20 protein-coding genes and 1 riboswitch are annotated in these 25052 nt (G+C 67.7%); of the genes, 10 read left to right on the forward strand and 10 right to left on the reverse strand.

Translation table 11 applies throughout. The annotated features are described in order from the left end of the window. Positions 1–86: 86 nt before the first annotated feature. On the reverse strand, positions 87–839 hold the full coding sequence (locus tag ACSUZC_RS03005) for a Clp protease N-terminal domain-containing protein (RefSeq protein WP_439031444.1): 753 nt from the start codon (positions 837–839) through the stop codon (positions 87–89). A gap of 170 nt (positions 840–1009) precedes the next feature. On the opposite strand from ACSUZC_RS03005, the gene egtB reads away from it, so the two are divergent. Beyond that, the gene (gene egtB, locus ACSUZC_RS03010; RefSeq protein WP_439031445.1) at positions 1010–2329 is read left to right on the forward strand and encodes an ergothioneine biosynthesis protein EgtB; all 1320 of its coding nucleotides are present in this window, start codon (positions 1010–1012) and stop codon (positions 2327–2329) included. After that, positions 2326–3306 carry an L-histidine N(alpha)-methyltransferase gene (gene egtD, locus ACSUZC_RS03015; RefSeq protein WP_439031446.1) on the forward strand — a complete coding sequence of 327 codons (981 nt, stop codon included), beginning with the start codon at positions 2326–2328 and terminating at the stop codon, positions 3304–3306. Before egtB ends, egtD begins: the two co-directional genes overlap by 4 nt. On the opposite strand, the gene ACSUZC_RS03020 is transcribed toward egtD, so the two are convergent. Continuing rightward, positions 3287–4348: an LLM class flavin-dependent oxidoreductase gene (locus ACSUZC_RS03020; protein ID WP_439032978.1), complete on the reverse strand. Its 1062-nt coding sequence runs from the start codon at positions 4346–4348 to the stop codon at positions 3287–3289. The genes egtD and ACSUZC_RS03020 overlap by 20 nt on opposite strands. Before the next feature lie 179 nt (positions 4349–4527). Between ACSUZC_RS03020 and ACSUZC_RS03025 the strand changes: the two genes are divergently transcribed. Continuing rightward, on the forward strand, positions 4528–4920 hold the full coding sequence (locus ACSUZC_RS03025; protein WP_439031447.1) for a PLDc N-terminal domain-containing protein: 393 nt from the start codon (positions 4528–4530) through the stop codon (positions 4918–4920). 33 nt (positions 4921–4953) lie between these two features. Here ACSUZC_RS03025 and thiD read toward each other — a convergent pair whose 3' ends face one another. Next, positions 4954–5922 (reverse strand): bifunctional hydroxymethylpyrimidine kinase/phosphomethylpyrimidine kinase, encoded by a 969-nt coding sequence (gene thiD, locus ACSUZC_RS03030; RefSeq protein WP_439031448.1) that lies wholly within the window; start codon positions 5920–5922, stop codon positions 4954–4956. After that, positions 5922–7610: a phosphomethylpyrimidine synthase ThiC gene (gene thiC / locus ACSUZC_RS03035; protein ID WP_439031449.1), complete on the reverse strand. Its 1689-nt coding sequence runs from the start codon at positions 7608–7610 to the stop codon at positions 5922–5924. Before thiC ends, thiD begins: the two co-directional genes overlap by 1 nt. 7 nt (positions 7611–7617) lie before the next feature. Beyond that, a riboswitch (TPP riboswitch) is annotated at positions 7618–7707 on the reverse strand. Between the two features lie 218 nt (positions 7708–7925). Between thiC and ACSUZC_RS03040 the strand changes: the two genes are divergently transcribed. Next, positions 7926–8273 carry a GNAT family N-acetyltransferase gene (locus ACSUZC_RS03040; RefSeq protein ID WP_439031450.1) on the forward strand — a complete coding sequence of 116 codons (348 nt, stop codon included), beginning with the start codon at positions 7926–7928 and terminating at the stop codon, positions 8271–8273. Positions 8274–8282: 9 nt separating this feature from the next. Here ACSUZC_RS03040 and ACSUZC_RS03045 read toward each other — a convergent pair whose 3' ends face one another. Then, a complete protein-coding gene (locus ACSUZC_RS03045; RefSeq protein WP_439031451.1) occupies positions 8283–9944 on the reverse strand; it encodes a (2,3-dihydroxybenzoyl)adenylate synthase in 1662 nt (553 codons plus the stop codon). Positions 9945–10101: 157 nt separating this feature from the next. On the opposite strand from ACSUZC_RS03045, the gene ACSUZC_RS03050 reads away from it, so the two are divergent. From ACSUZC_RS03050 to ACSUZC_RS03075, 6 genes are all read left to right on the forward strand, one after another. Beyond that, positions 10102–11442: a salicylate synthase gene (locus ACSUZC_RS03050; protein ID WP_439031452.1), complete on the forward strand. Its 1341-nt coding sequence runs from the start codon at positions 10102–10104 to the stop codon at positions 11440–11442. A 46-nt stretch (positions 11443–11488) separates the two neighbouring features. After that, positions 11489–11737 carry an acyl carrier protein gene (locus ACSUZC_RS03055; protein ID WP_439031453.1) on the forward strand — a complete coding sequence of 83 codons (249 nt, stop codon included), beginning with the start codon at positions 11489–11491 and terminating at the stop codon, positions 11735–11737. Between the two features lie 16 nt (positions 11738–11753). Continuing rightward, positions 11754–12950 carry an acyl-CoA dehydrogenase family protein gene (locus ACSUZC_RS03060; RefSeq protein WP_439032979.1) on the forward strand — a complete coding sequence of 399 codons (1197 nt, stop codon included), beginning with the start codon at positions 11754–11756 and terminating at the stop codon, positions 12948–12950. Positions 12951–12978: 28 nt separating this feature from the next. Next, positions 12979–14313 carry a wax ester/triacylglycerol synthase domain-containing protein gene (locus ACSUZC_RS03065; RefSeq protein WP_439031454.1) on the forward strand — a complete coding sequence of 445 codons (1335 nt, stop codon included), beginning with the start codon at positions 12979–12981 and terminating at the stop codon, positions 14311–14313. A gap of 107 nt (positions 14314–14420) precedes the next feature. Beyond that, positions 14421–15215, forward strand: coding sequence for a hypothetical protein (locus ACSUZC_RS03070; protein WP_439031455.1), 795 nt, complete (start codon positions 14421–14423; stop codon positions 15213–15215). Positions 15216–15319: 104 nt separating this feature from the next. Further along, the gene (locus ACSUZC_RS03075; RefSeq protein ID WP_439031456.1) at positions 15320–16291 is read left to right on the forward strand and encodes an ABC transporter substrate-binding protein; all 972 of its coding nucleotides are present in this window, start codon (positions 15320–15322) and stop codon (positions 16289–16291) included. Positions 16292–16550: 259 nt separating this feature from the next. Here the strand turns inward: ACSUZC_RS03075 and ACSUZC_RS03080 are convergent, their stop codons facing one another. Genes ACSUZC_RS03080 through ACSUZC_RS03100 form a run of 5 tightly spaced genes read right to left on the reverse strand, consistent with a single transcriptional unit; the run spans position 16551 to position 25051 of the window. After that, on the reverse strand, positions 16551–17867 hold the full coding sequence (locus ACSUZC_RS03080) for a lysine N(6)-hydroxylase/L-ornithine N(5)-oxygenase family protein (RefSeq protein WP_439031457.1): 1317 nt from the start codon (positions 17865–17867) through the stop codon (positions 16551–16553). After that, positions 17864–19429, reverse strand: coding sequence for a pyridoxal phosphate-dependent decarboxylase family protein (locus ACSUZC_RS03085; RefSeq protein ID WP_439031458.1), 1566 nt, complete (start codon positions 19427–19429; stop codon positions 17864–17866). Before ACSUZC_RS03085 ends, ACSUZC_RS03080 begins: the two co-directional genes overlap by 4 nt. A gap of 50 nt (positions 19430–19479) precedes the next feature. After that, on the reverse strand, positions 19480–20937 hold the full coding sequence (locus tag ACSUZC_RS03090; protein ID WP_439031459.1) for a condensation domain-containing protein: 1458 nt from the start codon (positions 20935–20937) through the stop codon (positions 19480–19482). Then, positions 20925–23255, reverse strand: a complete 2331-nt coding sequence (locus tag ACSUZC_RS03095) for a penicillin acylase family protein (RefSeq protein WP_439031460.1) — start codon at positions 23253–23255, stop codon at positions 20925–20927. Before ACSUZC_RS03095 ends, ACSUZC_RS03090 begins: the two co-directional genes overlap by 13 nt. After that, entirely contained in the window at positions 23252–25051 is a 1800-nt protein-coding gene (locus ACSUZC_RS03100; RefSeq protein ID WP_439031461.1) for an IucA/IucC family protein, read from the reverse strand. The genes ACSUZC_RS03095 and ACSUZC_RS03100 overlap by 4 nt, the downstream gene beginning before the upstream one ends. Position 25052: the final 1 nt, after the last annotated feature.

Raw genomic sequence — 25052 nt, forward strand, 5'->3', positions numbered from 1 at the left:
CGAAATCTCCACGCACCCTTCGGTCCGAGCGTCGTGGACAAGGGTTGCAGTGCAACCATTCCCTCGCGCCCCCGCCGGCCGGTGCGCTAGTCGGACGGCGGCGTCTGCTCCATGACCTGAGCGAGCGTCTCGACGATCTTCCCGCGAATCGCCTCGGGGGTCAGTCCCAATCCGCCGAGCGCGCGGGCCAGCCCGTCGTCGGCGAACATGCCGAGCAGCAGGTGCTCGGTGCCGATGTAGTTGTGGCCCAGCTCGACCGCGACACCGACGGTCGACTCGAGTACGGCCTTGGCCGCTTCGTCGTATGGCACCACGGTGGTGGCCTCCGCGTCGGGGATGTCGCGCGCACCCGGAACCAGAGGTGTGACCGCGGCCGTCCAGGCGGTCGCGTCGACACCGAAGTCGGACAGCACGGCGAACACGAGAGCCTTCGGTTCGGCGGTCAGTGCCTGCGCGATGTGTGCGGGAGTGACGTGTTCGGCCCGGTCGGCCGCTGCCGCGGCGTTCGCGGTCATCAGGACGTTCGCCGCACGGGGGGTGAAGCGGGAGAACGGGTTGTCGTCGGCGGCGGGCTGTGCTGTGTCCGAGTTCGATACGCGGTCGACGAACCGTTTCTGGGCTGCCTGCTTGCTCACCCCCATGCTGGCGCCGATCGATGTCCAGGATGCGCCGGAGCGTCGTGCCTGGTCGACGAAGTGGCCGATGAGGCTGTCGGCCACGTCGCCGAGGTGTTGGGCGGCGAGGACGGCGTCCGCCAACTGGTCGAGCGGGTCGTCGTGCACCTTGCGGATCGCGGTGATGAGGTCGTCGAGACGGATGGTGACGGGTGTATCAGGCATGCGTCAACTATAGGTTGACGATCTGGAGAGCGTCAACCCTTGGTTGACGATCCGCGTAATGCGGGGTGTTCGGCCGGGTTCGTTGACAGGATCGAAAACCGTCGTGACGATGGATGCGGAGATCGGCGAAGACGTCGCCGGCGACTCCTTTCTTGCCACGGAGGATTCCAGTGAGCATCACCGAACCGTCGATCCGTCCCGAGTCCGCGCATGACGTGCCTGTGAATGGCGCCACGCCGACGCAGAACTCCCGCAGCGACGCCGTGCAGCGGTTCGTCGATGTCCGCGCGCTGACCGACACGCTGGCAGCAAGGCTGTCACCCGAAGACCAGACGCCGCAGTCGATGACCGAGGCCAGTCCCGCGAAATGGCATCGCGCGCATGTCACCTGGTTCTTCGAGGAGTTCATCCTCCGGCGGGATCCCGGCTACCGGGTCTACGACGAGTCCTTCCGGTATCTGTTCAACAGCTATTACGAGGCTGTCGGAGAACGACATCCGCGTCCCGATCGCGGCCTGGTCACGCGACCGGGGGTGCGCGACGTGACGCGCTACCGCGAACATGTCGACGCCGCGATGGTCGACCGGCTCGAACGCGGGAGTCTCGACGACGCGACCCTCGAGCTCGTCGAGCTGGGGTGCCATCACGAGCAGCAGCACCAGGAGCTCCTGCTCATGGACATCAAGCATCTGTTCTCCACGAACGTGTTCGCCCCGGTGTACGTCGACCGCGAACCGGACGAACCGGGCGCCCCGAAACCGCTGGGCTGGCGGGAATTCGGCGGTGGCGTCCACGAGATCGGCGCGCTGGGCAACGGATTCTCCTACGACAACGAGGGGCCCCGGCACCGCGTGTACCTGGAGGATTTCCAGATCGCCGACCGCACCGTGACGAACGCGGACTGGCTGGAGTTCATGGCCGACGACGGCTATCGCCGTGCCGAGTTCTGGTTGTCCGACGGCTGGGCGAAGATCCGCGAGACCGGTTGGGACGCCCCGGGTTACTGGCGGAACGAGGCCGGAGCCGGGTCCACCGACCGGGACGCGGAATGGACGACCTACACACTGTCCGGACGACGCCCCCTCGTCCTCGACGAGCCCGTCCTGCATGTCTCGTTCTACGAGGCCGACGCCTACGCACGGTGGGCCGGCGCCCGGTTGCCCACGGAGTTCGAGTGGGAGATCGCCGCGGCCTCGCTGGGTGACGAGCGTGGCATGCTTCTCGATCCACAGCGGTGTCACCCCGGCCGCGCGGGTTCGGCCATGGTCGGCGACGTCTGGGAGTGGACCGCGAGCGCCTACCTCCCGTATCCCGGGTTCGTGCCGGCCAACGGCGCGGTGGGCGAGTACAACGGCAAGTTCATGTCCGATCAGCACGTGCTCCGCGGTGCCGGTGCGGTGACCCCCGTCGGCCATGAGCGCATCACGTATCGGAACTTCTTCCCGGCGCCGTCGCGCTGGGTCTACTCGGGGCTGCGGCTCGCCCGATGACCCTCGACAGCGACGCGAGCGTCGATTCCGGGACCACCACCAGCGGTCTGGCCGCCGACGCACTGTCGGGCCTGTGGCAGAACCCGCCGACCCTGCCGACGAAATGGCTCTACGACGAACGCGGCAGCAAGTTGTTCGACGAGATCACGCGGCTGGACGAGTACTACCCGACGCGTCGCGAGACCGCCATCCTCCGTGCACGATCCGCGGAGATCGCAGCGACGACCGGGGCAGAGGTCATCGTCGAGCTCGGATCGGGCACCTCGACCAAGACGCGCCTGCTGCTCGACGCGTTCAGTGCGGCCATGGGCGCCGACCGGCGCCTGACCTACGTGCCCGTCGACGTGAGCACCGAGATGCTCACCATCACCGCGGAAGTGCTCTCCGCCGACTATCCCGAGATCGACGTCGTGCCGGTCGTCGCCGATTTCACCGAACCGGATCTCGAGTTGCCGGCGTCCGATGGGCCTCGGCTCGCGGTGTTCCTCGGCGGCACCATCGGGAACTTCGTGCCCGACGAGCGGACCGGGTTCTACCGACGGCTCGCCGCGTCACTCGCGCCCGGCGACTACTTCCTGCTCGGCACCGACCTCATCAAGGACACCGGGCGTCTGGTGGCCGCATATGACGACAGGGCGGGAGTCACAGCGGATTTCAACCGGAACATGATCGAGGTGCTGCGCACCGGCCTCGATGCGCGCGGACTCTACGTCGACGACTTCGAGCACATCGCGCGGTGGAACCCCGATGAGCACCGCATCGAGATGTGGCTACGCGCCCGCCGCGACGTCGATGCGTACTTCGGAGCGCTCGGACGGTCGTGGCGGGTGCCCGCCGGAACGGAGATCCACACCGAGATCAGCACCAAGTTCGAACCGGGTGCGCTGCAGAGCGAACTCGAATCGTCGGGCCTGTCCGTCGAGGCGACGTGGACCGACCCGGCCGGCGACTTCCAGCTCACCCTGACTCGGCGCTGAGCAGCTCCCGTACGCGCGGGATGACCTTCGTACCGTACAACTCGATGCTCCGCATCAGTTCTGCATGGCCGAGCGTCCCGTGCGAGTACTTCATGTCGAAGCGGCTCAAACCCAGTGCGCGGACGGTGGATGCGATCTTGCGCGCCACCGTCTCGGGTGATCCGACGTAGAGCGAGCCTCCCGGTCCGGTGGAGCGTTCGAACTCGATGTGGGTGGGCGGTGGCCACCCGCGCTCGCGGCCGATCCGCCCGACGTACTCGCGGTAGTGCGGCCACAACTCGTCGCGCGCCTGGGCGTCGGTCTCGGCGACGTGCCCGGGGGAGTGCACCCCGACGGGCAGCGTCGGCCTACCCATCTCCTTGATCGCGCGGTGATAGAGATCGACGTAGGGACGGAACCGCAGCGGATCACCACCGATGATGGCCAGCATCAGCGGCAGCCCGTACGACGCCGCGCGGACCACCGACTCCGGGCTGCCGCCGACCGCGATCCACGTCGGCAGCGGGGGAGTCGCCAGCTCGGGGTACACCTTCTGGGCCTGCAGCGGTGGGCGGGTCGAACCCGACCACGAGACCGGCTCGCCGGTGCGGAGCTCGGCGAACAGCGCGAGCTTGTCGCTGAAGAGTTCCTCGTAGTCGGCGAGGTCGTGGCCGAAGAGGGGGAAGGACTCGGTGAACGAACCGCGTCCCAGGATCACCTCCGCGCGCCCCGACGACAGTGCGTCGACGGTGGAGAAGCGCTGGAACACCCGGATCGGGTCGTCGGAACTGAGTACGGTCACAGCCGAACCCAGCCGCATCCGGGTGGTGCGCGCCGCGATGGCCCCCAGCACCACTTCGGGTGCCGACACGGCGTAGTCGTCGCGGTGATGTTCACCGACACCGAGGAAGTCCACGCCGACCCCGTCGGCGAGGACGGCCTGATCCAGGAGGTCGCGCAGGGTCTGGGCTCCCGTGCGCAGAGTGCCGTCGGAATTCGCGGTGATGTCCCCGAACGTGTCGAGTCCGAGTTCCACCTCGGTCGGTGCAGCCTGAGAGTCCATGTCGCCCTTCGGGAGTGTCATGTTCGGGTGGTCCATGTGTACTTCATGTCACGATGCCACGATTTCACGGACAACTTTCGCTGTGGCCGCTCTGCCGAGCCTATTGCTGTGACATGCTCTTACCGGCTCAGGGGTCGACAACGCACGACCCCGCTTCTTCTAGACCAAGGAGACATCCCATGTGGGACTCGTTCTGGGACTTCATCTGGTACACGATCGTCATCTTCGCGTTCGTCGCATACCTGATCGTCCTGTGGCACATCATCGCCGACCTCTTCCGTGACAAGGCGGCGTCGGGCTGGCAGAAGGCGGCGTGGGTGATCTTCCTGATCATCCTCCCGTACCTGACGGCCATCGTGTACCTGCTGGCCAAGGGCAAGGGGATGGCCGAGCGTCAGCGGGAGGCCTACAGCGAGGCCAAGCAGGCCTCCGATGAGTACATCAAGTCCGTGGCCGGCACGTCGCCGACACAACAGATCACCGAGGCGAAGGCGCTTCTCGACTCCGGCGCCATCACGCCGCAGGAGTTCGAGCACCTGAAGTCCAAGGCGCTCGGTACCGCCGCGGCCTGACCGCGACGAGACGCGCCTGACCGGTTGCCCCGGTCAGGCGCGCGCGTTCGCGGACCCGCCCAGCCGCCAGAGCGGGTTGACCGGGCCGTGCCCGCCCCCGAGCGGGTACGCAGCGGCCAGACACCTCGTCACCCAGTTCTTGGCGAACGTCACCGCCTCGGGGACCGGATGACCGTGTGCCAGTGCACAGGTCATGGCGGCGGCGAGGGTGTCCCCGGCCCCGTGGTCATGCACGGTGTCGATGCGCTCGTGATCGAGTTCGACGAACTCTGTGCCGTCGTAGAGCAGATCGGGTGAGTGATCCGACGACCGCAGATGGCCGCCCTTGACCAGCGCCCATTGCGGCCCCAGATCGAGCAGTGCCTTCGCGGCATCACGTTGGGAGGCGGCGTCGGTGACGTCGATGCCGGTGATGAGCCGCACCTCGTCGAGATTCGGGGTCACCACCGTCGCGAGCGGGAACAGTCTGTCGCGCAACGTGTCGAGGGCGGAGTCGGCGAGCAGCTGATTGCCGTGCATGGAAGCGCACACCGGATCGACGACGAGCGGAACCGAAGTGGCCCGGCCGATGCCGCTCGCCCCGCACTGGTCGACGATCGCGTCGATGATGGGCGCCGACGCCAGCATCCCGGTCTTGGCGGCACCGGCCCCGATGTCACGCATGACCGAGTCGATCTGCGCCGCGACGGTGCCCGGGGCGATCTCCTGGAAACCGGTGACGCCCAGGGAGTTCTGGACGGTCACCGCGGTCACGGCGACGCTGCCGTGCACGCCCAGCATCGCGAAGGTGCGCATGTCGGCCTGGATGCCGGCACCGCCGCCGGAGTCCGAACCGGCGATGGTCAGCACCCGTACGGGGGCGGAGCCGAGCCGCGCGAGGGGGAGCCCCGCGAAGGCCTCCTCGTCGAGCGTGCGTCGATTCGCATCGACTGGGCGTCGTACTTCGTCGACTGGGCGTCGTACTTCGTCGACCGGGCGTCGTTCTTCGTCGACCGGGTACATCAGGCGCCGCCCACGGTCTCGAGCGGCAGGTACACCCGGTTGCCGGATTCGGCGAACTCGGCCGACTTCGCCGCCATGCCCTCCGCGATCGTCCGGTCGATGTCCTCGGCGGTGACGAGGCCGTGTTCTTCGGCGTAGGCGCGGACATCCGCCGAGATCCGCATGGAGCAGAACTTGGGGCCGCACATCGAGCAGAAGTGCGCTGTCTTGGCGGGCTCGGCGGGCAGGGTCTCATCGTGGTAGGCGCGAGCGGTGTCCGGGTCGAGTGCGAGGTTGAACTGATCGGTCCAGCGGAACTCGAAGCGCGCCTTGCTCAACGCGTTGTCGCGGTCCTGCGCGCGCGGATGGCCCTTGGCGAGATCGGCCGAGTGCGCGGCGATCTTGTAGGTGATCACGCCGACCTTGACGTCGTCGCGATCGGGCAACCCCAGGTGCTCCTTCGGGGTCACATAGCAGAGCATCGCAGTACCGGCCTGGGCGATCATCGCAGCGCCGATCGCGGAGGTGATGTGGTCGTAGGCAGGAGCGATGTCGGTGGCGAGGGGGCCCAGGGTGTAGAACGGGGCCTGGTCACACAGCTCCTCTTCGAGGCGCACGTTCTCGGTGATCTTGTGCATCGGAACGTGGCCGGGGCCCTCGATCATCACCTGAACCCCATGGGATCTGGCGATCGACGTCAGTTCGCCGAGGGTGCGGAGTTCGGCGAACTGCGCCTCGTCGTTCGCGTCGGCGATCGAACCGGGCCGCAGGCCGTCCCCGAGGGAGAACGTGATGTCGTAGCGGCGGAAGATCTCGCACAGCTCGTCGAAGTGGGTGTACAAGAACGATTCTCGATGGTGGGCCAGGCACCAGGCGGCCATGATCGAGCCACCGCGCGAGACGATGCCGGTGACCCGCCGCGCGGTCAGGGGAACGTAGCGCAACAGCACGCCCGCATGCACGGTCATGTAGTCGACGCCCTGTTCGGCCTGTTCGATCACGGTGTCGCGGTAGATTTCCCAGGTCAGCGAAGCCGGGTCGCCGTCGACCTTCTCGAGGGCCTGATAGATCGGCACGGTGCCGACCGGGACCGGGGAGTTGCGCAGGATCCACTCGCGCGTCGTGTGGATGTCGGCGCCGGTGGACAGATCCATGATCGTGTCGGCACCCCAGCGAGTGGCCCAGACCATCTTCTCGACCTCGTCGGCGACGGAACTGCGCACCGCCGAATTCCCGATGTTGGCATTGATCTTCACCGCGAACCGTTTGCCGATGATCATCGGTTCGGACTCCGGGTGCCGATGATTGGCGGGGATCACCGCGCGGCCGATTGCGACCTCGGAACGGACGAGTTCGGCGTCGACGTCTTCGCGCGCGGCGATGTACTTCATCTCATCGGTGACGATTCCCGCTCGCGCCCAGGCGAGTTGCGTACTCGCCCCGTCGATCGGGTCGGGCCGGTGCCAGCTGTCGCGGGTCGGAGGCAGGCCCTTGTCGATGTCGATATGCGCTCCCGAGTCGGTGTACGGACCGGAAGTGTCGTACACGTCGAGGTGCTCGCCGTTGGTGAGGTGGATTCGGCGCTGCGGGACGCGCAGGTGGTCCACCTCGAGATAGTGCTTGGTGCTGCCCTCGATGGGGCCCAGGGTGAGGTACCCCGAGTCCGCGGGTGCGGTGCTGATTCGGGTGCGAGATACACGTGTGCCCATGGCGGTTCTCCCTACGCCGGCATTACCCGGACAGGTTCGAGCGGTCGGCGACCGCCCGTCGCCATCTCAGCCCTCGGTGATCGTGAGAGCCCCCGCGGTGTGGTTGTGATGCGTCCGCCACCTTACAACGGGTCACCCGGCGGAGTCGTGCACGGAGACCGGATGCGTATCGATCCGAGGCAGCGAGGCGTGCCTCTCGGCAGTTACGGTTCCGTAAGGTACTGTGTGACCCGAATCACAGGATGGTGTGTCGGCGCCTGGTGCCGGCCATCCATCGCTGGCGTGGTGAACGGATCTCGGAGTGAGGAGGGATAGGTGCGACGCAAGTATCGCCAGCGGCCACCGCAGTCGGCGAAATCGATCCTGCAGCAGATATCGCAGGTGGTACACAATCCCGACCGCGACCGATTCGAACTGTGGGTCGCGGGCGACCTCGTGGGCGTGGTCGGGTACTCGACGGAGACCGTCGACGGACAGACCACGATCACCGTTCTGCACACCGTGCTCTACGACGAGTACAGCGGCCACGGGCTCGCCACGCGGCTCACCCGCACGGTCATCCACTACACCCGAGATCAAGGGGCGCGGTTGCGTCCCGTGTGCTCCTTCACGAAGCACTACATCGACACTCACCCGGGCGTCGTCACGCTCGCGCCCGTCTGACAGCGGGGATCAGTCGACGGACAGCAGGGTCTCGCGGAGCACCTTCTTGTCGATCTTCCCGACGGCGGTGATCGGAAGCGTCGTCACGATGCGGACCACGTCGGGGAGTTTGAACGACGCGAGTCCTCGCTCGGCGAGGAACGTGCGGAGGGTCGCGAGTTCGAGCGGCTGGGCCGGCGGGTGCTCGTGTGACAGCACGACCGCGGCGCAGATCTTCTCGCCGAGGGCATCGTCAGGGAGGCCGACCACGGCGACCTGCCGGATCGACGGATGCGCGAGCAGGTTCTCCTCGACGTCGTCTGCCGCGACGTTCTCTCCCGCGCGCACGATGGTGTCCTTGATCCGGCCCGTCACCGCCAGGTGGCCCGACGCGAGACGGGTGACCTTGTCGCCGGAACGGTAGAAGCCGTCAGGGGTGAAGGACTTCTCGTTGTGCGCATCGGCGCGGTAGTAGCCGCGGATCGTGTACGGACCGCGGACGAGCAGCTCGCCCTCCTCGCCGTCGGGGACGTCGGCACCGTTCTCGTCGACGACGCGCACCTCGTCGAACTCGGACATCGGCGAGCCCTGTACCTCATGGATCAGTTCGCGCGACTCGTCGGGGCGGGTGTAGCAGATGAGCCCCTCGGCCATGCCGAACACCTGCTGGACGACATCGCCGAGAGCGGCGTCGAGGGCCACCGCATCGGGCTGAGCCAGCTTGGCACCGCCGACCTGCAGGAGCCGTAGCGAACTGATGTCGGCGGCCTCCCACTCGGTTGCGGCGCACCACAACTGCGCGAGCGCCGGCACCAGGGCGGTCACCGTCACCCGGTGTCGCTCGATGAGGTCGAAGGTGTTGTCGGGGCTGGGGTTGTCGGCGAAGACCACGTGCCCGCCGGCACCCAGGGTGCCCAGGAGGCCGGGGCAGCACAGTGGGAAGTTGTGTGCGGCCGGCAGTGCCACGAGGTAGGTGTCGTCTGGTCCGAGTTTCGCGATGTCCGACGACAGTCGGGCGTTGAGGTCGTAGTCGTTGTGCGTGCGCGCGATCAGTTTCGGCAGTCCGGTGGTGCCGCCGGACACCAGGAACAGTGCGGGTAGGTCGGGGTCCGGATCGGCCGGGAGGTCGACGACGTCGGGGTCGGCGTCGGGGAGCGGGCTGAAGGATCCCGGGTCACCCGCCACGAACACCTGCGCGACCCCGGGTACACGCGCCTGCAGTTCGGCTGCCAGCTCGCGGAAGTCGTACCCCCGCCGACCGTCTTCGGTGATGTATGCGACGGCCCCCGCACCGGCCGCGAGATGGGCGATCTCGGTGATCCGATGGGCGGGCAACGTCATCACCGGGACGATGCCCGCGCGGAGCAGTCCGAACAGGGTCACCGCGAAGTCGAGCGAATTGTTCTGCTGCAGGACGACGCGCTGGCCGGCCAGCAGCCCGGCGTCGACGAAACCGGCAGCGCGGCGCACCGTTTCCGAGCGGAACTGCGCATAGGTGAGCGTGCGGGGGCCATCGACGGATGCGTCGGTGACGGCCGGCGCATCCGGTGCCCGCTCGGCCGCGAGGTCGAATGCGGCGAACAGAGGGCGGTCACGGAAGACTTTCGCGTCCCGATAGATCTGCGCCAGCGCATCGGTGTGCGGTGCGAAGCCGTCGAGCAGGTCGGTCACGGGGTCGGGGTGCGTCGGCATGATGCCATTCAAACACAGCCAGGATAGGGTAACCTTACCGGTCGGAGTGCGTGCGCGGGGCCGCTCTCGACCCCGGGGGGTTGGTTTGATTAGGCTGCCCTAAGATTCCCTAAGATCATCGGTGCTCGAGTGCATCACGACCGGAGGAACGAAGGACATGTCGCTGACAACCGAATCGCACACCGCGGAGTTCGTCGACCTGCCGGCGCCGGCGTCGCCGCTGAGCGAGTCCGACGCCGCGCGCATCACCGCAGCCTGGGCGGCCTCGGGTGAGTTCGGTGATCACGTCGTCTATGAGCGCGACCGTCGCTGGACCTTCGCGGCCGGTGTCCGGGCCCGGGTTGTGATCACCCGCGGCGAGGTCATCGTCGACGATCAGGGCAACCGGACGACCACCGCGTGGCGGGGCGATCCCGCCGATGCGCTCGCCGATGCGACCGCGTCCCTCTCGATCCCGGACTGGCGGGTCTACGGCTGGGTGGGCTTCGACTTCTGTGCGCCCTATCACGGCATCCTCGACCGGGTCCCCGAAGACACCGTGCTCGCCCACCTCATCGTTCCCGAGTTCGAGGCGTTCGTCGATGCCGATGGCGTCGACACCGGTTCGGCGCCCGCCGACCTGGCTCGTAGACTCCTCGAGATCGCCTCCACCGCAACGGTGTCCACGCAATCGCGACCCGTCGATGTGAACTCCGACCCCGATGACTATCGCGGGCGGGTGGCAACCGCGGTCGCCGAGATCCATGCGGGGCAGTATCAGAAGGTGATCCTGTCGCGTGCCGTGGACATCCCGTTCGAGGTCGACATCCCGGCCACGTATGCCCGTGGTCGCGCCGACAACAACCCCGCACGCAGCTATCTGCTCTCCCTCGGTGACCTGCAGGCCGCCGGATTCAGTCCCGAACTCGTCGTCGCGGTACACGACGACCGGACGGTCGTCACCGAACCACTCGCCGGCACACGCGCTTTCGGGATCTCGGCCGAACGGGACGCCGCCGCGCGGGCCGAGCTGTTGTCGGACTCCAAGGAGATCGCCGAGCACGCGATGTCGGTGCGTGCGTGCTTCGACGAGATCGCCTCGATCGCCACCGCGGGCACCACCGCGGTGAGCGAATTCATGGAGGTCCGCGAGCGCGGCAGCGTCCAGCACCTGGCCTCGACGGTCCGTGGTGTCCTCGCCGCCGACGAGACACCCTGGCGTGCGCTCGAAGTCGTCTTCCCGTCGATCACCGCCTCCGGCATCCCGAAGACGCCCGCCGTCGAGGCCATCGACCGCCTGGAGCCGCGGCGCCGTGGCCTGTACTCGGGCGCCATCCTCACCGTGTCGTCCACCGGCGAACTCGAGGCGACCCTCGCGCTCCGCACCATCTTCTCCTCCGGCGCGGGCGCGTGGCTGCGTGCCGGGGCGGGGATCGTCGCCGAGTCCACGCCCGAGCGCGAGTTCACCGAGACGTGCGAGAAGCTGGGCAGCGTCGCCCCCTACGTGGTCCCGCGCTGATCACCCGATACTTTCGACCGAACATCACCATCTCAGGAGTCACCACATGTCCGACAACATCACCGAAGCCCTGCGCGGCATCCTCGAAGAGGACCTCGACCTCGCGCTCGGCGACGTCAGCCGCGACTCGCGGCTGATCGACGACCTCGGCCTGGACTCGGTGGCCTTCGCCATCGGTGTCGTGGCCATCGAGGAGCGTCTCGGTGTGAAGCTGTCCGAGCGCGAACTGTTCGAGTCCAAGACCGTCGGGGATCTCGAGGACCTCATCCGGCTGAAGGCCGGCACCCCGGCCTGAGATGACCCGAACCGACATGAGCCTGGACACCCCAGCCCGAATCGACGTAGTGCAGTCCTACACGGATGTGCTCGACGCCGCCTTCGACGAGAAGGTCACCGCCTGGACCGAACAGGCCGAACGGGATCACCACTTCCCTCGGCCGCTCCTGGAGCACCTCGGCGAGGCCGGTGTCTTCACCCGCAAGTGGGAGGACCGCAAGCTCACCGATCTGCACGACCACTTCGCCCTCGGCCGCCGTCTGGGTTCGCTGGGCTCGGCGGCGATGGGTGTCGGTGTCAGCCTGCATGATTCGGCGATCGCCATCCTCCGGCGCTTCGGACGTAACGACTACCTCAAGGATCTCGCCCAGCGGGCGATGACCGCCGAGGTCGTGCTGTGCATCGGCGCCTCCGAGGAGCAGGGCGGGTCGGATCTGCAGAAATCCGAGACGCGGGTCATGCCGGAGAACGGCGGCTACCGCGTCGTCGGGCACAAGAAGTTCGTGTCGCTCTCACCGATCGCGGACCACGTGTTCGTGGTCTGCCGGGGCGTCGAGGACGGACCCGAGACCGGAGGCAACGTCGCCCTGGCCGCGGTCCCGATCGAGTCGGTGCGTGTGGGCGAGCCCTACCGGAAACTCGGTGCCGGCCCGCTGGACACCGCACCCGTCACGATCGACGCCTGGATTCCGGAGGAGGCGCTCATCGCCCGTCCCGGAACCGGATTGGCCATCATCAGCTGGGGCCTGGCGCACGAGCGGTATTCGGTGGCCGCCCAGATCGCCGCCGCATGTGACGTCATGATCGGTGTGACGCTCGCCCGGATGATGGACCGCACACAGTTCGGCAAACGGCTCTACGACCACCAGGCTCTGCGGCTGCGTCTCGCGGATCTGCAGGCGCGTGTGGACGTGCTGAGCTACTCACTCGACGGTGTTGCCGCTCAGGGGAAGATCAACCTCCGAACCGCGGCAGCCCTCAAGGCGACCGCGGCCAACCTCGGCGAGGAGGTCGCGTCGGAGTGCCTGCACATCTTCGGCGGGATCGGCTACCTCGAGACCGGTGTCCCCATCGAGCGCTGGTGGCGGGACATGAAACTCGCACGAGTCGGTGGTGGCACCGACGAGGTGCTGTGGGAGCTCGTCGCTGCCGCGATGAAGCCCGACACGGAGCGCTACCAGGCCATGTTCGTCCCGACCGGGTCCACCGGTTCCGACACCCCGACGCTCTGACGCGTCGTCTCCTCCCAGGCGGTCATCCATGAACAGTTCAGCCAGCACCCCGGTCGATGCGCGCGTGACCGAACTCGCTCGGCCCGACCACACCTACCTGCACATGGACAAAGACAGCGCACCGATGCACTGGTCGATGATCCTGCAGCTCGACACCGAGGGCGAGTTGCTCGGTCTCGATGAGGTGCGCGCTCGCGTCCGTGAGCGTGCCGGACTGTTCGACATCTTCCGCATGGGTGTGCGCAACGGGCGGTGGCGCGCACCTGAGGTCGTGCTCGCCGACGACGGCTGGGACGCGGGCCAGCACGTCTCGGAGACGGGCTTCATGGATCGGGCCCATCTGCAGCGACGGGTGTCCGCCCTGCTGGAGACCCCCTTGCCCCGGCCGCGCCCCTTCTGGGACATCACCGTGTTCACCCCGTCCGCGGGCGCGGAGGGCGTCGGGCAGTGGCTGCTGCTTCGCGTGCACCACAGCATCTCCGACGGCATCGCGGGTGCGGCCTTCGCGGCACTGCTCGCCGACGGCGGACCCGAGGACCTGGCCGAGTTCGAGCGCTTCGCGACGAGCCCGCGTTTCCGCATCAGCGGGATCGACCCGGAGAAGCTGACCGAGGCCAAGGCCGCCTACGGAGACCAGCACGCGGCCGGGGGAGGCAAGAAGCGTGCCTGGCCCTCGCTCACCAAGTCGGGCAAGCGCGAACACGCCCTGTACACCGCATCGACGCGAACGCTGCGCAAGGCGGCCAAGCGCAACGACGCAACGGTCCACGAGTTCCTGCTCGCCGCCATCGGGCGCACCATCAGCCTCAACCCGCCGGCCGGGCTCGACTGGGCCCGCTCCCAGCGCCCGGAATCACAGCCCGACGTCGTCCGGGTGACCCTGCCCGTCACTCTCGACGAGGAGTTCCGGCACACGGGCAACGCGGTGTCGGTGGCATTGCTGAACCTGCTCGGCAACGAGCCGGATCTCGCACGTCAGATCGAGCGTGCACAAAGCGAATTGGGGACGATCGCCGAGCGCAAGCCCGAGCTGTTCCTGGCCGCGGCCGACGACCTGCCGCGCGCCCCGATCTGGGGACTGCAGCGGGCGATCGTGAATGCGTCGATGTCGCACATGCACCCAGACATCCACATCGGCATCAACCCGGGATTCTCCAAGGTGCGGTCGGTTCTCGGGAAGTCGATCGTCACGCTGACGCCGCTGTCGCCGCTGGCCGGCTACTCGTTGTCGGTGACCACCCTGATCCTCGGACACTCCACCACGTTCGGCGTCGTGACCGACTCCCAGGCCCTTCCCGGTTATGCCGAGAGGTTCGTGGCGACGCTCGACGAGGTGCTTCAGGAGGCCCTCCCGTCGACCTGACGGGGGAGCGAGCTTAGGCTTGCCTTGTAATCCGAGGTCGACGGCCGCAACATACATGGTGGCCAACGGCTCGGCGGGGGCGAACATTCACACGGAGAAAGAGCAACATGAGCAACGACGTCAACTACCAGGACCCGTACGTGGGCGATCACCACGAACCTGACACCGGTTCGTCGCGCCGGTCGGGCGGGATCAGCATCCCCACCGTGTTGGCGTCGGCAGGCGTCGCCGCCATCATCTCCGCGATCGTCGTCACCATCGGTGTGGTGGGCATCGTGGTGAGCGAGCGCGACGACTCCGCGAACGCTGCTCAGCCGACCGTGGTCAACCTCGGTTCCGCGCAGACGGCGCTGCCGCAGCAGGCCGTCGCAGGCCAGCAGCCCGCGCCGGGACAGCCCGCGCCCGCGGGTGCGCCGGCACCGGCTGCGGCACCCGCCGCCGAGAACGTTCCCGAGAGCGGCGGCACCGTCGGAGCCGGCCCCGCGCCCGCGCCGGCCCCTGCTCCCGCACCGGGCACCACCGCGGCGCCGCAGCAGACCGCCGCCGGACCGACCGCGCTGACGCCGGGACAGCTGAACACCAAGGTCAACACGATCATGAACTCGCGGGGCAACCGTGCCGCGCGTGCTTCCGAACTCGAGGGCGGAGAGCGCGCCCTGCGTCAGATCGACGCGGTCGCGGCGGCGATCACCACCTACGGCAACGTCGGTCTGAGCTACCAGATGATCAATCCGGTGCAGCTCAACGGGAACACCCTGACCGCGCCGCTGCAGATCAGCATCGTCGGCCGGGGTAGCCAGAACCGCGCCCTCACCTGGGTGTGGACCGGTTCCAAGTGGAAGCTCTCCAACAAGAGCGTCTGCACCATCGCGGGCTTCCTCCTGCTGCCCTGCTCGCTCTGAACGCCTGACTCCAACCGCCTCGTTCCCGGCCGGTCGCCGCTGACCGGCCGTGGTCCGGGCATCGCCGATCCGAACGACACCGACAACCACTGGGAGATCTTCACGTGACTTCACGACATCGTCTCGGCGCGCTCATGGCGAGCGTGCTCCTGTTCGCGGGCCTGGTGGCCGGTTGTTCGAGTTCGGATGACTCGAAGGGCGGCTCGGTGCAACTGAACCTGCCCGACGGTCGGTCGGTCACCATCCCCGACACCCCGGAACGGATCGTCACGCTGGGCGATCAGTGGACCGACGTGGCTCTGTCGTTCGGCGTGACGCCGGCCGGCTACTACGACTACTCGAAGTCGGCCACCGGCGAGTTGCAGCCCTGGTACGGCGAGAAGCTCGCCGACGCGACCTTCGTGGATCCGACCAAGGGCGACGATGCGACCACCATCGCCAAGCTCGACCCGGATCTGATCTTCGCGCCGGGCTTCGCCTCCGACAGCCCCGAGTTCCAGCAGATCTCCAAGCTCGCCCCGACGGTGAACTCCGTCAGCGGCCAGGAGATCGATCCCTGGCAGGACATGGTCACCGTGATGGGGACGGTGCTGCACGAGCCGGAGAAGGCGACCGAGATCATCGACGCCACCAAGGCGAAGGTCACGGACGTGGCCGAGGAGTTCCCCGGGCTGAAGGGCAAGACCTACGCCTTCGCGTTCATGTACGGCAACGATCAGATCTCCGTGCTCGGTGACGAGAACGACGGAGCCGCAAAGCTCTTCACCGATCTGGGCATGAAGATGGCGCCCAAGTTGGTTGCCGAGTACCAGCGCACCGGCCAGCCGCGATTCGCGCTGAGTACCGAGAACGTCCCGATGCTCGACGCCGATGTGCTGATCATCGCGACGGCCACCCCGCAGCAGGCCGACACCCTGCGCAACCTGCCGGGTTACAAGAATCTGAAGGCAGTGCAGGACAACGCCGTCACGTTCATGACCCAGTCGCAGATCACCGGCCTCAACTCGCCGTCGCCGAACTCGATCCCGTACGTCCTGGATCTGCTCAAGCCGTCGTTCGCGGCCGCCACCAGCTGATCCCGGTCTGACGAACTCGCCCTCCGCGGAATGCGGAGGGCGAGTTCGTTTTCGACCCGATTCTCCGCTCCCTGAGGTGCAAGCGAAGCGAGCCTCGAAGGGTCTCGCGACGTACCTCGCCGGGCCCTTCGTGGCTCGTCGCCATCGCTCCTCGCACCTCAGGGAGCAGGGGTGGGTCGCTTCGTTCGGATCAGGGATCAGAGGTGCAACCACGACGGCCCGACCCGCGAGGCGGATCGGGCCGTGGTGGCTCGTGCGGCTAGGTGACGATGTCGTCGTCGTCTGAGGCGCCGAAGCTGGTGAACGCGGTGTGTTTCGGCACGCGGTAGGCCTCACGTCCGAGGACGGTGTTGAGTATGCGGGCGTTGCGGACCGCACCGATGTCGAGGTTCGGGGCCGAGACGCCGTGCGAATGCTCTTCCGCGTTGGCCACGAAGATGCGGTTGGTCAGCGCATCGTCGGTCTCGATCTCGTGATTGGCGCCGATGACCAAGCGACCACGCGAATCACGGTGCAGCAGAGCATCGATGGGGGCGAGGAAGTCCGCCTGGCGGGCCTGGTAGCCGGTACTGGCGATGACCATGTCGGTGGTGTGGGCCAATTCTGAACCGGTGTCGAGATGGCGTCCGCGGACGCGCAGCTTGCCGTCGGCCAGAGTCTCGATCCCCTCGACCTCGACCGAGATCCGCAGCTGCACCGGGTTCAGCTTCTCCTGCAGCTGCCGGCGGTACAGCAGATCGTGCAGCCGCTCGAGGGTGTCGGTGGAGACTCCCTTGTGGAACTGCCAGTGCTGCGGGCGAATACGGTCGCGTGCGGCCTCGGGCAGACTGTGGAAGTACTCCATGTACGCCGGTGTGGTCATCTCCAGGGACAGCTTGGTGAAGTCCAGCGGCGCGAACCACGGTGTGCGCGTCCACCACCGGACGGCCGGTCCGCCGCGCAGGTTCGACTCGAGCAGGTCCACGACGATCTCCGCGCCCGACTGACCGGAGCCGATGACGGTCACGGTGTCGGCGGCCAGTGCCTTCTCCTGGACGAACAGGTACTCGGAACTGTGGACCACGGCCGGGGATTCGGACGAGAGCGCCTGCGGTACGAACGGTTCGGTTCCGATGCCGACCACCACGTGCGCGGCGATCACCGTCGAGACGACGGCCCCGGAGCGGATGGCCACGCGGAAGGCGTCGGCGTCGGCATCCCACACCACCTCCTCGACCGTGGTGCCGAAACGCAGCGAGTCCAACCTGTCGACACACCACCGCAGATACGCCTCGTACTCGATGCGGGTGGGGAAGAAGTCCTCGCGCACCAGGAATCGGTACATGCGGTCGATGTCGGCCATGTAGTTCAGGAACGACAGCGGGTGAGTGGGATCCACCAGGGTGACCAGATCCGACAGAAAACTCACCTGCAGGGTGGCGTCGTCGAACATCAGACCCGGATGCCACCGGAACTCGTCGCGTGAGTCGACGACGAGGAGATTCACGTCGTCGAGCGTGGAGGCGAGTGCGGCCAGGCCCAGATTGAAGGGGCCGCAACCGATCGCCAGTACATCTACGGTCTCGACACGGGTCATTCGGGTACTCTCACCATCTCTTCGGTGTGGGAACGAGCGCCGCCGGCGGGGGCTGATCCGCCCGGCGCGGCGCTGCCTTCGGACTCGACCTCGAGCGCGACGCGCAGGAGCTCGTCGAACAGGTCGTCGATGTCGCTCTCGGCGGTCTCGGGATTGAGCAGGGTCAGCTTCAGGCACGTCTGGGGCTCGTCCTCGCCGGGTACGCGGACCTGGGTGCGTCCGATGAGTGCCTTGCCGTCGGTGATGAGCCTGCGGCGCAGTTCGCCGTTGACCGCGTCGAGGTCACTGCACCGGTACCGGAACACCACGGTGGTGAGGGTGACCGGGGCGATGAGCTCGAGCTGGAGTTCGGTCGCGACGCGCTGCTCGGCGTACACGGCGAGGTCGTTGCACTTCTCCAGCATCTCGCCGAGGGTGCGGCGGCCGTACGCCATGAGCGTGGCCGCGACCTTCAGCACATCGGGGCGCCGCGTCGTCTGCAGGGTCTGGCCCAGGAGTCCGCTGTAACCCGCCTCGACGTCGTCGTCGGGGTTGAGGTACGCGACCGAGCGGTTGAGGGACACGAAGCGGTTGGCATCAGAGAGCAGCATGAGGCTGGCGGCCGCGGGCTGCCACCCGACCTTGTGCAGGTCGAGGGTGACCGAGTCGGCGCGCTCGACGCCGGTGAGGAGTCCGGAGAGCCGATCGGAGAACAGCGATCCGAAACCGTACGCGGCGTCGACGTGCATCCAGATCTCGTGGCGCTCGGCGATGTCGGCGATCTCGGTGAGCGGGTCGACGGTACCGAAGTCGGTGGTGCCCGCGGTGGCGATGATCGCCAGCGGGGTGACGGCGCCGGCGTCGCGGATCGCGGCCTCAAGTGCCTCCGGGATCATACGGTGGTGCGAGTCGACCTCGACCGGGATGACCGCGGACTCGCCGAGACCCAGTGCCGCGCACGCACGGTGCACCGAGAAGTGGGCGACGCGTGAGCAGAAGACGACCGGTCGGCGTAGTGCTGCCACGCCGTCCTGGCGGACGTCGACACCGCGTCGCGCCGCGGTGTGATCGCGAGCGATCATCAGCGCCAGCAGATTCGAGATCGACCCGCCGGGGCTGAAGACCCCGCCGGCGTGTTCGCCGAAACCGGCCATGCGGGCGAGTGACTGGACGGTCCAGGTCTCCAGCGCGAGGGTGGCCGGACCCGAATCATAGGTGTCCAGTGAGGCATTCGTCGCGCTGGCCAGGGCATCGGCCGCGACCGCAACCGACAGGGGAGCGGGCTGCAGGTGTGCAGCCGCCATGGGATGTGTGAGGTCGAGACCGTACTCGGCGACGAGGCGTGCGAGTCGCTCCAGGGCCTCGGACTCGCCGATCCCGTTCTCGGGGATGCCGTGCGGGCCGAGCAGCGCGGTCACGCCCGCCAGGACCGCGACGGGATCGCCGCCGGGGAGAGGCGCTCCGTGGTGGTGTTCGCTCACCGCGGCGGCGACCTCGGCCAGGCCGCGGCCGACGTCGGCCCAGCCGGCGCCTGGTCGGGCGAATCGCGAGGCACCCCACACGGACTGGCGGTCTTCGGACACTGGGTTCCCCCCTGTTGGATCTGGTGCGGAGTGATGCGGCGGGTGGCCGGTCATCGGACGGTGAGTTTCTGTGCGACGCGCTCGTCGAGTGCGTTCAGCAGTGCGGAGACGGTGAGGCCCAGCGAGTCCGGGACCAGGTCGACGAGGGTTGTCAGCACTTCGGTGCTCCGGTAGGCGATCTCGTCGGGAACGACGCCTGGCTGATGGTCGACTTCCACGTGCGTGGCGTCGTCGTCGGCCTCGAAGGCGATCGAGAGCGGATAGTTGGCGATCCCGTTGAAGACCGACCGGCAGGTCACCGGTGCGTCAGCGGGCTGCGGGATACCGCGCAGCGGAGCCGGGCGAACGGAGGCCATGATCTCGATGATCGGGAATCTGCCGCCCCCCTGCCGCAGCGCGGTCAGGACGGGACCGAAGTCGGTGCCGGAGTGTTCCATCGATCGGTAGATCTCCGCGGCCGCGCTTCGCAGCGCCTGCTCGACGGTCGACGCGGGGTCGACGCGGAATCGCATCGGGATGATGTTGCCGCAGTAGCCGATGTGCTGTGGTGACTGTTCGCGTCTGCGGTTGTCGGCGGGGACGACGAGGACGTGATCGGCCGCACCGGTCAGCGCGAACGCCGCGAGCGAACAGATCCCGATCAGCAGCGCGTTCGGGGTCGCGCCGACGGTCTGGGACACGCGGTCGAAGGCGGCGAGTGAGTCGTCGGCAACCGGGGCCGTGACCTTGACGCCCTCCCGGTCGTCCATCGGTGACAGCCAGCTCTCGGCTGCACTCTCGGTGGGCAGTTCGCCCGTGAACGGGTGGCGGACATCGTCGGCGGCCCAGGTGTCGATTGCATGACGCACCGCGCGCTCGGCCGCGTCCGCCGCGGCCGCCGCATCGGGGGTGTCCGGCCGGCTCTCGGCGGCCGTGTCGCCGGGCCACGAACCCGAGACCAGGGTGCCCAGGAGCAGTGGCCACGACGTGTCGTCGACCGCCAGGTGATGCACCACCAAGATCATGGTGACGTCGCCGTTCGATCCCGAGACGTGAATGCGGACCGGAGGTTCGGCGACGAGGTCGAACGCCGTGCGGGTGAGGCGTGTGGCGATCGCATCGGTGTCCGCTGCTTCGGTGTCCGCTGCGGCGTCGTCGGGCAACCCCCACGTCCACACCGATCCGGTCCTGTCCCAAGCCCCCGAGCGTGTCACGGCACGGCGCCGCGGGACGCCCGCGGCGTCGACCTCGACGACCGAGCGCAGGACGTCGAACCGCTCGACGAGCAGCTCGGCGGATTCCACCACGGAGCGCACGGAACGGCTGCCGCCGAACTCCAACACCAGACCGATGTTGTGCGACAACGATTGCGGATCGAGCTCGTAGATGCGCCACATCCGACGCTCGGCGGTGCCGAACTCCCCGAACGGCACGTTGGCGGTACGGGGCCCGGTGTCGGCGGCGGTGTCGGCGTTCGCCGCGATCCGGCGGCGCAGCAACGTCAGTCGCGCCTCGGTCAGCGCAGGCATGGCTCTCCCTCGGTCGATGTGGCGATGGAATCCGCTGCGGCGCGCAGTGCGTTCCAGTCGCGGACGACGGTGACGAGTTCGCCGCGGGCCCACAGCGGCGCCTGGTCCTGGAAATGATCGGACCGCGGGTCTCCGCTGACCCCCAGGGGAACGATCCACCGGCTCGCACCGCGATCGGCCAGGTCCCACACGAATCGTGCTGCCGCGCCGGTGATGCACATGTGGGTGCCGACCGCCGCGGCGTTGGCGAAGACGCATTCGGCGTCGCCGGCCAGCGGGAGTGGTGTGGGCCGGAGTCCGGCGAACAACTCCGGATACCGTGGCGAGGCGCCGACGAGATCGAATCCGTGGATCGGTGCCAGCAGGTGGACACTGCCCCACGTCGGCGTCGCCCCGAAGGCCGCGATCCGGGCGACCACCGAGTCCAGGGCGGCGACCGCCACGGATTCGATGTCGATGCCGATCCCGGCGGTGTTGGCGACCACCGAGGTCAATGCGGTCGCGAGCCGCGGCTCCGGCACGAACCAGGGCTGGAACACGGAGGGGAATCCGTGGGGCCCGCGCAGCGGGGCGAGCACATCGGTGCTCGCCACCCCCAGCACGAGTTGGGTGCGGAATTCGGCGTAGAGGTAGGCGTCGGTGCTCTCGACATCCATCGTGCGGTCCCACGCGACGAGCCGTCGTCGGATGTCCTCGGCCTCGGGTGTCTGCGCACGGATACGGGAGAGCAACTCCTGGACTGATTCGGCCTGTTCGAGCCGGATGTCGCCCTGGATGTCTCCGCAGTCGGCCGGGCTGACGGAATCGAGTTCGTCGAGACGGGTCGTGATGCGGTCGGCGCGGAACGGTTCCACGCACTCGCTGGTGACCGGTTGCAGGGGGAGCACATCCGACAACCGCTGATTGGCCGTGACGGTGACGCCGCCGTGAAGGGTGGCGTCGAAGTCCGGGTCACCCAGCGAGCCGGTGTCGTAACCCCGCCACTGGTAACGGTCGTCCCATCCCGGAACGGGCAGCCAGTAGTTCTCCGGTGCGCGCACGGGCACCCTGCCTGCCACGTGGGTGGCGACCGTGCCGTCGGCGGAGGCGATGACGGCACGGTTGACCGGTTCGACCCAGTTGGCCAGCGCAGCTTCCACATCGGCGATCGTCCGCGCGAACAGCAGGTCCATCGGCGCGTCGAAAGTGACCTCGTCCGACAGCAACGGCGAGCGCATGCTCATCGCGAACGCCTCGTCCGGACCGCCGAAGACGACGGCGCCGTTCGGTGTCGTGATCACCTGGACGGGAACGGGTTCGGCGTCCCGGACGATGATCGACTCGGTATGGACCGCGGCGTGGACGAGGTCCCCGCCGGGGATCTCGACGAGCACGTCACCCGACTCGTCACGGGTCAACCGCTCGATGAACAGATCCTGGTAATCGCCCATGGCATTGGTGATGCCCCAGGCGATCTCGTCCCCCTGACAGAAGTGGGGGACGCCCGGGACACCGGCGAAGGCGAAACCCGCCATGTCGAACGACCCGGTGGGATCCGTCGACGCCAGGTGGAACTGCTGGTAGATGCCGGGCAGTTCGAGGAAGCGATGGGGGTCCCCGGCCACGATGGGTGAGCCGGTGGAACTCCGCTCCGCCGACACTCCCCACGCGTTGCTGCCGGACATCGGGTCGCCGAGGTCGATGGCGGGGGCGGGTCGATCGGGTGCCGCGGGCCGGGTGAGGTCCAGGATCTCGTCCAGGAACGCCTGGTCGGGCATCGCCGGGACGGTCGGGTCCACTTCGCGGGTCTCGAAGTCCCAGAACCGCAGCGCGTCCAGACCGAGGGTGCGACAGGCGTGGAGTCGGAACAGTTTGGTGGTGAACCGGCCGAACAGCACGTGATGCATGATGAACACCGAGATGGGCGTCCAAGGTCGCCACGGACGCGACCGGTGGTCGAGCGCCGCGAGTTCCGGTGCGACACAGTCGGGATCGGCGCCATCGAGGGTGCTGTTCACGCCGTCGACGTAGGCGCTGATGAGACTGCGGGTACGAACGGACGACGCCTCGAAGATCCGTTTCGCCGCGGCGTCGAGCCGGGCGCGACGCGCGAAGGTGTCCCATTCGACGCAGGACTCGCCGAAGACCTCGGCGGTGCGACCCTCGGCGCGGAGTCGCATGAACTCGATCTGCCAGCGCCGGTCCTGCCCGCAGGCGCGGCCCTGCCCGTAGAGTGCCCCGATCGCACTCGAGGACAGGACGTGCGGGATGCCGTGCGTGTCGCGCAGGACCTCGACATCCGGGTGGTCGTTCAGATGGGTGGCACTCACGTCGATCACCGGCCACCCTGCGCGGCAATGGGATTGGTCAACCGGTGACCCGCGTCGATCAAGGACGCGTAGGAGTCCTCGATGTCGACCATGCGCCTGTTGTTGCGCAGCTGCAGACCGTTCATGTGCACGGCGCCGAACTCCGGCGCGAACAGATCCCAGCGGGCGAACTGATCCTCGAGTTCGGGATGAGCGGCGACGAACTCGCGCAGGCTCTCGCCCACCAGAGACCAGAACTCGGTGTCGTCGACGATGTCGTGGGTGTGCAGGATCTCGGCGAGAGGGCGGAGGAAATCGTCGAAGACGTCGGAGAGGACCCCGAGATTCCGGATCTCGTCGGGCTCGGTGGTGCGCACCCGCGCACAGTTCTCCGGCAGACCTGCCGCCTCGCCGAAGACCGACACCTCCTCGCCGATGTCCTTCAGGATGGCGCGTACCGGGATGCCCTCGGCGAGAACGAGGATCAGGTTCTCGCCGTGCGGGCTGAACTTCAGTTCGTACCGGTAGAGCAGATAGGCGATGGGATGCAGGTAAGTGCGCAGATAACGGCGGAGCCACTCGGAGGCCGGCACCCCGGACCTCTCGATGAAGGCGCCGACGAGCGGGTCGCCGAGGTGGTCGACGTGCAGCAGCGCCGCCATCGTGGACAACTGTTCGTCGGCGGCCACCATGGGCACCGGACTCTGACGCCACAGTGCGGACAGGATCTTGCGATACTCCGAGCCGGGCTGGGTGATCGGGGTGAAAGTCGGGCTGCGGTAACCGATGGCCGCGACCTCGAAGATCATCTCGAACCCGATCGCGGCGAGATACTGGTCGTCGGCGACGAGACCTCGGACCCAGTTGTTGATCAGCGGGGTCGTCCGCATGTAGTCGGCCGACATACCCCGGGTGAAGCCCATGTTCACGATCGAGAGGGCGACCTTCACGTAGTTGCGCGACGGCGTGGTGGCGTTGAACACGGTGCGGATCGACTGCTGAGCCTGGTACAGGTCCGGGCTCTCGCCGACCTCGACGATCCGCAGGTCGGCGATGTCGGCCGAGTACAGCTTCTGCACCTTCTCCGCCCACTGCCACGGATGCACCGGCAGGTATCGGTAGTCCTCGGGGTCACAACCCTTGTCGCGCAGCACGTTCGCGAATGCATCGATGGTGTCGGCACCCAGCTCGTCGACGAGCATGGCGTCGTAGTCGACGTCGCTGACGGTCGCGACATCGCAGTCCTCACGACGCGCGGCGAGCCATACGAGCCGGAAGTGGTTGCCGACCTCGGGGGCATAACGCTCGATGTCGGTGGCGCTGAAGCCGAGCCGCCCGGCGTTGGCGACGATGCAGGGGTGGCCCTCGGTCATCGTCTTCTCGATGGTCTGGAAGTCCGATCGGGCGAGATCGGCGGCGGTGACCCGTCGGTCGTCGGGCCGCTCGGTACTGATGGCGAGGGTGTTGATGAATTCCTCGAGGTACTCGGGCAGCGCCTGCGGTCCGATGCCCAGGAAGGGGGCCAGGTCGACGACGAGGGCTATCGCGTCGAGGGGGAGGTCCTCGCCGTCACGGACGCGACGCAGCGTCGTTTCGTCGATGGCCCAGCTGTCCAGCGCCAGTCGCTCGGCGCGGAAGCGGTATTCGGTGCGGCCGTCGACGGATCGGACGGCGTAGGTGCCGGCGCCGGTCTCGACCGGTGACAGTGCTCGCTCGTGGGAGAACTCGGCGAGGATCTTCTTGGCGATGCGGGTGTGATACGCCTGGCGATACGTCGCGGGACCCGACGCGCCCGCGGGGCGTACGGCGAATTCCTGGATGGTCAAC

The sequence above is a fragment of the Gordonia terrae genome (genome assembly GCF_051789125.1).
GTDB classification, from domain to species: Bacteria; Actinomycetota; Actinomycetes; order Mycobacteriales; family Mycobacteriaceae; genus Gordonia; species Gordonia terrae_A.